We start from the raw sequence: 10,034 nt of genomic DNA, 5'->3' as shown, positions 1-10,034 counted from the left end.
CCGGACCGCCGGGCACCCGGCCGACGCGGCACCGGGCGGGCGGGGCCCCGGCGGCGCACCGGCCCGCGCCGCCGGGGTGTCGCCGGCGGACGGCACGGCGGACGGCACGGTGGTCTGGGCCGCGGCGGCGCGCGGCGACGTGGACGGCGCCGTACGGGCACTCGCCGGCCGAGCCGATGACGCAGGCGGCGCCGACGACCGCGACGCCTCCGACGGCCCGGGCGGCCGGCACGCCACCGCGTACGCCCGCTACGACGCCGTACGCCTCGGCGCGCCCGAGCTGGCCGCCGGCCGGCTGCCCCGCGACGGGGTGCTGGCCCGGCACGCCGACGCGCTCGCCCGCGGCGACGGGCCCGCGCTGGACCGGGCCGCCGCGGCCCTGGCGGAGCGCGGCTTCCTGCTGTTCGCGGCGGAGGCGTACGCGCAGGCCGTACGGGTGCACCGCGACCCCGGTGCCGCCCGCACCGCCCGCACCCGTGCGGTCGCCCTCGCCCGCCGCTGCCAGGGCGCCCGTACCCCGGCGCTGGCCGGGCTGGTGCTCGGCGAACTCACCGCCCGGCAGCGGCAGATCGTCACGCTCGCCGCCGCCGGGCTGAGCAACCGGCAGATCGCCGAACGGCTCACGCTGTCCGTCCGTACCGTCGGCAACCACCTGTACAGCGCCTACACCCGGCTGGGCGCCGGTGACCGGGGCGCGCTGCCCTGGCTGGTGGAACTGCCTGACCCGGCATCGGCCTGACCCGGCGGCGGCGTGACCCGGCATCGGCGTGACCCGGCGGCGGCCTGACCCGGCGGCGGCGTGGCAGGGCAGCGGTTCCGGCCGGCTGTCGGTCCCGGCCGGCCGCCGGCCGGGTCTCATGCCGCGCCGAACGCCGCGAACGCCCACCCCGTCGCCTGGTGGACCGCGTCGCCCGGCAGGGCCGCCCGTGCGTCGCGCAGGGCCTCGGCCAGGGAGAGTCCCGCGTCGAGGCCCTTGTGCAGGGCGAGCATCAGCGGCACCACCGCGGCGTCGTTGACGGGCGCGCTGCTCGCCACCACCCCGGCCGTGCCCAGCGGGAGCAGCGCGGTGACCAGGCCGAGCAGTTCATCGGCGCCGACCGAGGCGAGCCGGGCGGTGTCGCAGCTGGACAGGACGATCCGGTACGGGCTGCGGTCGAGGCGTTCGAAGTCGTGCACGATCAGCGGGCCGTCGGCCATCCGCAGCGAGGAGAACATCGGGCTGTCCGCGCGGAACGTGCCGTGCGCGGCGAGGTGCGCCAGCGCCGCCCCGTCCAGCTCCCGCAGTACGCGCGGCACCCGCGCGTCCGCCTGCTCCAGGACCGTCGCCGTGCCGTACCGGCCCGCCGCCTCGGGCACTTCGGCGCCGCCGGTGGCGAGCCCCGGCCCGCGCACGAAGACCTGCCGGCCGCCCGGCGGCGCCTCGGTCTCCCGCGCCCGCAGCCAACTGCCCGCCGACGGCGAGACGCTGAGCACCCGCTCGCGCAGCGCGGGCAGCAACGCCCAGGGCACCCGGTGCAGCGCCCCGGGCGGCACGATCACGACCGGGCCGCCGCCCAGCCGGCGCACGGCACCGCCCAGCAGCAGCTCCTCCAGCCGGCGGCCGGCCGCCTCCACCACCGGCAGCCGCGCCTCCGCCCCGGGATGGGCGAGCCGCCGCAGCCCCGCCTGGACGTGTTCCGCCTCGGTCAGCGCCTGCGCCAGCGCCCCGCCCGCGAACCGCCGTACCCGGCCCTGTCCGCACAGCAGCACCTGCACCCGCCCGTCCAGCACGGCGAGTTCGACCAGCGTCGTGTCATCGAGCCGCGCCAGCAGCCGGGCGGTGTCGAAGCGGCGCCCGTCGCCGGAGGCGTCGCCGCGCATGTGATGGGTCCGGGAGCGGATCTCCCGTTCCAGGCGCCGTTGTTCGCGCTCCAGGGCGGGCACCGGACGGCCCTGCACCCGGGCGGCCTCCGCGCGGGCCGCGATCTCCCGGAACGCGGTCAGCCCGCTCAGCAGCGCCGGGTCGGCGGGCGGCCGGGTCGGCGGCGCGGACAGCACCGTGGCCCGCCACCGCTCGCTCCATTCCAGCAGCCGCCGCGGACCGCCCCGGGCGAGGCTCGCCTGCTGGGCCAGCGCCGCGAGTTCCGCGCCCTGTGCCGTGGCCCGGGCCCGCAACTCCGAGGCGCCCAGCGTCATCCGATGGTCGTCGAGCACATCGAGCCCGCGCCGGCAGGCCTCCAGCACACCCCGCCCGGAACCGGCCGCCCGTGCCCGCAGCGCCTGCGCAGCCCAGCCCGTCATCCGGGCCAGCGGCGGGCCGGCGTGCCTGCTGCGCGCCGCGAGCGCCAGATGCCGCTCCGCGTCCGCCGTCCAGCCCAGGCCGAGCGCGATCCGGCCCGCCAGCAGGGAGGCCTCCGGCGCGGCCGGCGAGCCGAAGGACGCCAGCCGCTCGGCGACCGCCGCGGCGTCCGCGACCAGCCGCCCCGAGCCGCGCCCGGTCGCCACCCGCGCCTCGATCAGCACCAGCCGGGCGTGCGTCTCCCACCAGGCACGCCGCTGCGCCGCGAACAGCCGTACGGCGACGGCGGCCCGGGCGATCGCCGTGTGCGCGTCGCCCGCCGAACGGGCGGCCCGTGCGGCGGCCAGCAGCAGTTCCGCCTTGCGGGTGGACTGCCCGCCGATCCCGTCGAGCGTGGCGATCGCCGCGTCCGCCTCGGCCAGCGCCTCCGGGGCCAGCCCGGCGGCCATCAGCACCTCGCAGCGGCGGATGTTGAGCATGAAGGTCGGCGTGCCCAGCTTGGCGTACCGCTCCTCGGCCTCGTCCAGCAGGCGCAGCGCGGCCGGGATGTCGCCCGACCGGAACGCGGCCAGCCCCCGGCTCTCCACGGCGTCGGCCTTGTCGTGCTCCTGGCCGGTTGTCTCCCACAGCCGCTCCGCCGCCGTGAAGTCGGCGTCCGCCCGGTCCACCGCGCCCAGCGCCAGATGCACCGTGGCCCGCAGCGTCAGCGCCCGCGCCGTCCAGATGACGTCGTCGGCCTGGCGGAGCACGGAGATCGCCCGGCGCACGTCCTCCAGCGCCTCCCGGTGACGGCCCAGCACCCACCAGACATAGGCGCGGCGGTACAGCACCCGGGCCCGGGTGTGCCCGGTGCCCCGCGCCACCCCGCGCTCGAACGCCGTCAGCCCCTGCCGAGTGCGCCCCGCGTGCACCAGTGCCACCCCGAGGGTGGCGAGGACATCCGCCTCGCGTTCGGCGGACTCGGCGTGCGCCGCGAGGTCACGGGCCCGCCGCAGATGGCGCAGCGCGATCCGCAGATCGCCGAAGTCCCGCTGCCAGATGCCGATCACCTGGTGTGCGACGGAGGCGTGCAGCGGCGGCGGACCGGTCTCCAGCACCCGCTCCGCGCGCGCCAGGGCCTCCATGGGGTCGGCGAACACCATCGGCAGCAGTTCGAGAACCGAGTCGCTTCCCGCTGTCACCCCTCGGATGGTAGTGGCGGAAGGCCGCACGTCACACGGGTTTGACGCAGAGGATGACGGTATCGGCTGTATCAACCGACGGCCCCGGGGCTCTGACTGACGACCGCCGCCCGAGTGGGAGGACACGCCATGGCACCACAGCGATTCCACGAGCAGTTCGACCAGATCCAGCGCTCGATGCCCGACATCCCGCTGGCGATGGGCCCGGACGACTCCGCCGAGTTCTGCTACGAGAAGGGCGTCGTCCTCGCCCGGGACGGCGAGGAGGCACGCGTCGTCGAGGAGACCGTGCGCGGCCACTTCGCCGCGGCGCCCGACCTGACCGCCGACGATGTGCGCCGTGCCGGCCCGCAGACCAACCGGACCGGCATCACCCGTATCCGGGTCGGCGACCCGGGCCGCGGGGTGCGCGACGGCGACCCGGCCGTGGCACAGGCGCTGCGCGCCCTGCGCGAGGTGGAAGGACGCCGCGGACACCGGCTGGTCAGCCGCAACCACGTGGTCTCGATCGCGGTCAACGCCTGCCCCGGCGACGAGCCGGTGCCCGCCCCGGCCGGCGAGCCGCCCAACCCGGCCGCCGACGGCACCCTCTACGACCAGGACACGGCCGTCGGCGTCCTGGTCGTCGACACCGGCCTCATGCACGACCACCGCTGCTATCCGCCGCTCGCGCACACCGAGGGCGACGGGCAGATCGCGGAGACCGACGAGGAGGGTGTGCTGCGGCAGTACGTCGGTCACGGCACGTTCATCGCCGGGCTGGTCGCCGCGGTCGCGCCCAACACCGACATCACCGTGCGGGGCACCCTCAACGACGCCGGGGCCATCCTGGAGTCGGAGTTCGGGGCCAGGCTCTTCGAGGCCGTCGACCGGGACGGCTGGCCGGACGTCATCAGTCTGTCCGCAGGCACCTCCAACGGCCGCACCGACGGGCTGCTCGGCGTCGACGCGTTCATGCGCGAACTGCGCGAGCAGCGCACCCTGTTGGTGGCCGCGGCCGGCAACAACGGCAGCGCCACCCCGTTCTGGCCCGCCGCCTACGCCTCGTTGCCCGGCTACCAGGACGCCGTGCTGTCGGTCGGCGCCCTGCGCGGCGACGGCGAGCGGGGCGCCTGCTTCAGCAACCACGGCCCCTGGGTCGCGGCCTACGCCCCCGGCGAGCGCCTCGTCAGCTCCCTCACCGGCTTCGAGACGCCCGTGCCGTATGTGTACCAGCACTCCACCTACGACGCCTGCCGGTACGGGTTCAGCTACGCCTGCACCTGTCAGTTCCCGCGCCACACGGGCGTGTTGAGCGAGGAGCGCAAGAGCGAGCCGGGCGAGCCGGACCGGGTGACGTTCGCGGGGTTCGCGCACTGGAGCGGCACCTCGTTCGCGACCCCGCTGGCCGCCGGGCTCGTCGCCGCCCAGATGAGCGCGCACAAGGAGAGCGACCCGCGCGCGGCCCGCCGGCAACTGCTCGAATCCACCACCGCGTACGCGGAAGTGCGCGGGGCGTACGTGCCGGCGCTTCTGCCACCCACCTGGCGCCCGGCTCCGGTTGTCCGACCGGACGCCGCGGCATGACGGCCGGAACCGCCCCCTCCACGGCGTACGATGACAGGCCGTACACGAGGGGTGGGGCCGTGGAGCGAGCAGAGGTCGGCGCGCTGGTCCGGGCCGCCGTCGACGGCGACGCGGGGGCCTGGAAGGCGCTGGTGGAAGGGCTGAGTCCGCTGGTGTGGGCGGTGGTCCGGGCGCACCGGCTGTCCGACGCCGACGGCCACGAGGTCTATCAGACCGTGTGGTTCCGCTTCGCCCAGCACCTCGGCCGGATCCGGGAGCCGGAGAAGGCCGGGTCCTGGCTCGCCAGTACGGCCCGGCACGAGTGCCTCAAGGTCATCAAGAGCCTCACCCGGCTGATGCCGACGGACGACCCGCTCGTCCTGGACCGGGTGAGCGAGGACCGCACCCCGGAGCAGTTGCTGATCGACTCCGAGGACGCTGCCGCCGAGGCCGAGCGGGTGCGCCGCCTGTGGCAGGAGTTCGAGGAACTGGGCGACCGCTGCCGCGGGTTGCTGCGCGTCCTGATGGCCTCGCCGCCGCCCAGCTATCTGGAGGTGTCGGCCGCCCTGGGCATCGCGGTCGGCAGCATCGGACCCCTGCGCCAGCGCTGCCTGCGCCGACTGCGGGCCCGGCTCGACGCACGAGGGGCGGTGTGAGCGGCATGCGAGAGAAAAACGACCGCCACGACGACAGCGACCGCCACGACGACAGCGACCGGCACGACGAGAGCGACCGGCATGGTGAGAGTGACCGGCGTGGTGAGGTCGAGCGGCAGGGTGAGGTCGGGCGGCCTGGTGACGCCGAGCGCCATGGTGATGCCGAGCCCCATGGTGATGCCGAGCGGCGGGGTGAGGTCGGGCGGCGTGGGGACGTCGAGCGCGACGGTGATGCCGGGAGCCATGGTGATGCTGAGCGTCACGGTGAGGTCGGGCGCCATGGTGATGCCGAGCCCTATGGTGATGCCGAGCGTCATGGTGAGGTTGGGCGGCGTGGGGACATCGAGCGCGACGGTGATGCCGGGAGACATGGTGATGCTGAGCGTCACGGTGGAGTCGGGCGCCATGGGGACGTCGAGCCCCATGGTGAGGCCGAGTGGCAGGGTGAGGTCGGGCGCCATGGTGAAGTCGGGCGCCATGGAGACGGCGAGCGCCATGCTGATGCCGAGCGGCAGGGTGATGGCGGGCGGCGTGGTGAGGTTGGGCGGGGACTTGCCTCGGATGCCTTCGAACGGGTCGAGTTCGACCTGGCTGAATTCGATTCCGCCGAGTTCGATCCGGCCGAGTTCGACGACGGGCTGCTGGAGGAGGAGCTGCGTCAGGCGGCCGCCGTCCGGGACCCCGTCCCCACCGAGCTGCACCAACTGGCCCTCGACGCCTACGCGTTGTACGACCTTGACGCCCGTGTCGCCGAGCTGACCTTCGACTCCCTGGTGGATGCCCTGCCCATCAGAGGAGTGACGGACGCGCCCCGCATGCTCACCTTCCACGCGGGCGAACTGACCGTCGACGTCGAGGTCACCGGGGAGGGCCTGATGGGGCAGGTGCTGCCGCCGCAGCCGGCGCGCATCGAGGTGCTCGGCGGGCCGCAGTCGGCGGTGCCGGTCCCCGTCGACGAACTGGGCCGCTTCACCAGCGACGCGCGCCCCACCGGCCCGTTCGCGCTGCGGCTGCGCACGGGCGGGGACATCGTCGTCACCGAGTGGTTGCGCGCCTGAGCCTTGAGGGCGGGAGGGATCAGCGGCCCGCGCCGTCCACCAGGGTGGCCAGCGCGGACGCGAGCCGATGCAGCCCGGGCCCGGCCGGGCCGCCCGGCTCCGTCATATAGCCGTCCCTGCGGATCTCCACCATCAGCGCGCCGACCCGGGACTGCGCCCCGTAGAACTCCAGCGGCACATACGCCCCGGCGAACGGAGTGTCGAGCCCCGTCCCGCCGCACCCGGCGAACGCCTCGCGGGCCAGTTCCACCAGTGACGCCGGGGTGTGGAAGGCGTCGGTGCCCAGACAGACCGGCGGCCGGGGACCGTCGCCGTGCAGCTCGTACGGCAGCCGTTCGGTGGGATAGGAGTGCACATCGATCACGACGGCCCGGCCGGTCGCGGCGAGCCGGTCCCGCACGGCCTCGGTCATGGCCCGCGCGTACGGCCGGAAGTACCGCTCGATCAGGGGCTCCGGGTCGGTGTCGGCGGGCCGCAGTGTCCCTAGCCGGGTGGTGCCGGTGTAGACGGCCCCCATCCCCGCGGACAGCATCTCCTCCCGCTCGTCGGGGAACCGCTCCGGATCGACCACCAGCCGGGACAGCCGGTTCACGAACCGCCAGGGGGTGACCCGGGCCAGCCCGGCCGCGACCTCGGCCAGCCGAGCCGTGTGCGCGTCCGTGATGTCGTCCAGCTCCCGCTCCAGCGCGGCGTCGTCCAGCACGATGCCCGCGCGCACCGCCGCCGGTATCTCCCGCGCGGAGTGCGGCACATGCAGGATCACCGGGGAGGCGGCCGCGCCGGGGAGCAGTTCGAAGGACGGTACGGCGGCATGCATGAGGTGGCTCCCTGGGCGCTGTCGGCGGTACGGCGGACGATCACGGCCCACCGTACGCGGCGCACCGGCCGCCGGCGGACATGGCTGCGCCCCGGCCGGGAGGTGCGCCGGCCGGGGCGCAGCGGACGCCCGCGGGGTGCGCGTACGGCCGCGGGAGGGGAAGGTCAGCTCAGGGCGGCGAGCGCCTCGTTCCAGGTGGCCGACGGGCGCATCACCTTGTCGGCCTTGGCCCGGTCCGGCTGGTAGTAGCCGCCGATGTCGGCCGGGGAGCCCTGGACGGCGATCAGCTCGTCCACGATCTTCTGCTCCTGCGCGCTCAGCGTCTCGGCGAACGCGGCGAACGCCTTGGCCAGTTCGGCGTCGTCGGTCTGCCGGGCCAGCTCCTGCGCCCAGTACAGGGACAGATAGAAGTGGCTGCCGCGGTTGTCGATGCCGCCCACCCGACGGGTCGGCGACTTGTTCTCGTTGAGGAAGCTCGCTGTGGCCCGGTCCAGGGTGTCGGCGAGGACCTGGGCGCGGGCGTTGCCGGTGGTCTTCGCGTACTGCTCGAAGGACGGCACCAGCGCGAAGAACTCACCGAGGGAGTCCCAGCGCAGATAGTCCTCCTTGACCAGCTGCTGGACGTGCTTGGGCGCGGAACCGCCGGCCCCCGTCTCGAACAGGCCGCCGCCCGCCATCAGCGGGACCACGGACAGCATCTTGGCGCTGGTGCCCAGCTCCAGGATCGGGAACAGGTCGGTCAGGTAGTCGCGGAGCACGTTGCCGGTGACGGAGATGGTGTTCTCGCCGCGGCGGATGCGCTCCACGGACAGCTTGGTGGCCTCGATGGGAGGCAGGATCCTGAGGTCCAGGCCCTCGGTGTCGTGCTCCGGCAGATACGCCTTGATCTTCTCGATCAGTACGGCGTCGTGGGCGCGGTTCTCGTCCAGCCAGAACACGGCCGGGTCGCCGGTGGCGCGGGCGCGGGTGACGGCCAGCTTGACCCAGTCGCGGATCGGGGCGTCCTTGGTCTGGCAGGAGCGGAAGATGTCGCCGGCCGAGACGGTCTGCTCCAGGACGACGTCGCCGGCCTGGTCGACCAGGCGGACGGTGCCCGTGACCGGGATCTCGAAGGTCTTGTCGTGGCTGCCGTACTCCTCGGCCTTCTGCGCCATGAGGCCCACGTTCGGCACCGAGCCCATGGTCGACGGGTCGTAGGCGCCGTGCGCGCGGCAGTCGTCGAGCACGGCCTGGTAGACGCCGGAGTAGCTGGAGTCAGGCAGCACCGCGAGGGTGTCGTGCTCCTGGCCGTCCGGGCCCCACATATGGCCGGAGGCGCGGATCATGGCCGGCATGGAGGCGTCCACGATCACGTCGGAGGGCACGTGCAGATTGGTGATGCCCTTGTCCGAGTCGACCATCGCCAGCCGGGGGCCCTCGGCCAGCTCGGCGTCGAAGGACGCCTTGATCTCGTCGCCGTTCGGCAGGGACTGAAGACCCTTGAAGATGCCGCCCAGACCGTCGTTCGGGGTCAGACCGGCCGCGGCGAACGTCTCGCCGTACTTCGCGAAGGTCTTCGGGAAGAAGGCGCGCACCACATGGCCGAAGATGATCGGGTCGGAGACCTTCATCATGGTGGCCTTCAGATGCACGGAGAACAGGACGCCCTCCTCCTTGGCGCGGGCCACCTGCGCGGTGAGGAACTCGCGCAGCGCGGCGACACGCATCACGGAGGCGTCGACGACCTCGCCCGCGAGCACCGGCACCAACTCGCGCAGCACGGTGGTGGAGCCGTCGTCGCCCTTCAGCTCGATGCGCAGCGCGCCGGCCTCGGAGATCACCGCGGACTTCTCGGTGGAACGGAAGTCGTCGACGCCCATGGTGGCCACGTTCGTCCTGGACTCGGGGGTCCAGGCGCCCATGCGGTGCGGGTGGGTCTTGGCGTAGTTCTTCACCGAGGCCGGTGCGCGGCGGTCGGAGTTGCCCTCGCGCAGCACCGGGTTGACGGCGGAGCCCTTGATCTTGTCGTAGCGGGCGCGGATCTCCCGCTCCTCGTCGCTCTTCGGGTCGTCCGGGTAGTCGGGCAGCGCGTAGCCCTTGCCCTGCAGCTCGGCGATCGCGGCCTTCAGCTGGGGGATCGACGCCGAGATGTTCGGCAGCTTGACGATGTTGGCCTCGGGCGTCTTGGCCAGCTCGCCCAGCTCCGACAGGGCGTCCGGGATGCGCTGGTCCTCGTTCAGATACTCCGGGAAGACGGCGATGATGCGGCCCGCCAGCGAGATGTCCCGGGTCTCCACGGCGACACCGGCCCGCGAGGCGTACGCCTGGATCACCGGCAGGAACGAATGCGTCGCCAGGGCCGGGGCCTCGTCTGTGTAGGTGTAGATGATGGTCGAGTCAGTCACCGGGTGCTCCGCTCCACGTCTGCAACATTGCTCGACATCAAGATATCTCGTACCGCCCGCCGACTCGACAGCACCCGACAACTCGCCCCCACCACGATCCCTGCCCTCCGCCCGG

Annotated in this window: 8 protein-coding genes; 4 read left to right on the top strand and 4 right to left on the bottom strand. The window is 74.0% G+C overall.

Annotated features, from left to right (window positions below; translation table 11 throughout):
• A partial coding sequence (locus ABT245_RS30605) for a helix-turn-helix transcriptional regulator (RefSeq protein WP_351739624.1) occupies positions 1–739 on the top strand: 739 nt, incomplete at its 5' end.
• 116 nt (positions 740–855) lie between these two features.
• On the opposite strand, the gene ABT245_RS30600 is transcribed toward ABT245_RS30605, so the two are convergent.
• Positions 856–3,420: a CHAT domain-containing protein gene (locus ABT245_RS30600; protein ID WP_351739655.1), complete on the bottom strand. Its 2,565-nt coding sequence runs from the start codon at positions 3,418–3,420 to the stop codon at positions 856–858.
• A gap of 168 nt (positions 3,421–3,588) precedes the next feature.
• Between ABT245_RS30600 and ABT245_RS30595 the strand changes: the two genes are divergently transcribed.
• Both ABT245_RS30595 and ABT245_RS30590 read left to right on the top strand, forming a co-directional pair.
• The gene (locus ABT245_RS30595) at positions 3,589–5,025 is read left to right on the top strand and encodes a S8/S53 family peptidase (protein ID WP_351739621.1); all 1,437 of its coding nucleotides are present in this window, start codon (positions 3,589–3,591) and stop codon (positions 5,023–5,025) included.
• Positions 5,022–5,660 carry an RNA polymerase sigma factor gene (locus ABT245_RS30590; protein WP_351739618.1) on the top strand — a complete coding sequence of 213 codons (639 nt, stop codon included), beginning with the start codon at positions 5,022–5,024 and terminating at the stop codon, positions 5,658–5,660. The genes ABT245_RS30595 and ABT245_RS30590 overlap by 4 nt, the downstream gene beginning before the upstream one ends.
• Here the strand turns inward: ABT245_RS30590 and ABT245_RS30585 are convergent.
• Positions 5,549–6,361 carry a hypothetical protein gene (locus ABT245_RS30585; RefSeq protein WP_351739658.1) on the bottom strand — a complete coding sequence of 271 codons (813 nt, stop codon included), beginning with the start codon at positions 6,359–6,361 and terminating at the stop codon, positions 5,549–5,551. The genes ABT245_RS30590 and ABT245_RS30585 overlap by 112 nt on opposite strands.
• On the opposite strand from ABT245_RS30585, the gene ABT245_RS30580 reads away from it, so the two are divergent.
• A complete protein-coding gene (locus ABT245_RS30580) occupies positions 6,248–6,718 on the top strand; it encodes a hypothetical protein (RefSeq protein WP_351739652.1) in 471 nt (156 codons plus the stop codon). The genes ABT245_RS30585 and ABT245_RS30580 overlap by 114 nt on opposite strands.
• 19 nt (positions 6,719–6,737) lie before the next feature.
• Here ABT245_RS30580 and ABT245_RS30575 read toward each other — a convergent pair whose 3' ends face one another.
• Complete coding sequence (locus ABT245_RS30575) at positions 6,738–7,535, bottom strand: N-formylglutamate amidohydrolase (protein WP_351739615.1); 798 nt, start codon at positions 7,533–7,535, stop codon at positions 6,738–6,740.
• Between the two features lie 164 nt (positions 7,536–7,699).
• Positions 7,700–9,919 (bottom strand): NADP-dependent isocitrate dehydrogenase, encoded by a 2,220-nt coding sequence (locus tag ABT245_RS30570; RefSeq protein WP_351739613.1) that lies wholly within the window; start codon positions 9,917–9,919, stop codon positions 7,700–7,702.
• Positions 9,920–10,034: the final 115 nt, after the last annotated feature.

It is taken from the genome of Streptomyces sp. NPDC001508 (assembly GCF_040298665.1).
In the GTDB taxonomy this organism is placed as follows: Bacteria; Actinomycetota; Actinomycetes; order Streptomycetales; family Streptomycetaceae; genus Streptomyces.
The sequence above is the reverse complement of the archived record's forward strand: the minus strand, read 5'-3'. Positions and strand labels throughout refer to the sequence as shown.

Bases quoted from the DNA above. Each gene is read 5' to 3' on its own strand.
- ABT245_RS30600 (WP_351739655.1), bottom strand. From the start codon at position 3,420: ATGGTGTTCGCCGACCCCATGGAGGCCCTGGCGCGCGCGGAGCGGGTG.
- ABT245_RS30595 (WP_351739621.1), top strand. From the start codon at position 3,589: ATGGCACCACAGCGATTCCACGAGCAGTTCGACCAGATCCAGCGCTCG.
- ABT245_RS30590 (WP_351739618.1), top strand. From the start codon at position 5,022: ATGACGGCCGGAACCGCCCCCTCCACGGCGTACGATGACAGGCCGTAC.
- ABT245_RS30575 (WP_351739615.1), bottom strand. From the start codon at position 7,535: ATGCATGCCGCCGTACCGTCCTTCGAACTGCTCCCCGGCGCGGCCGCC.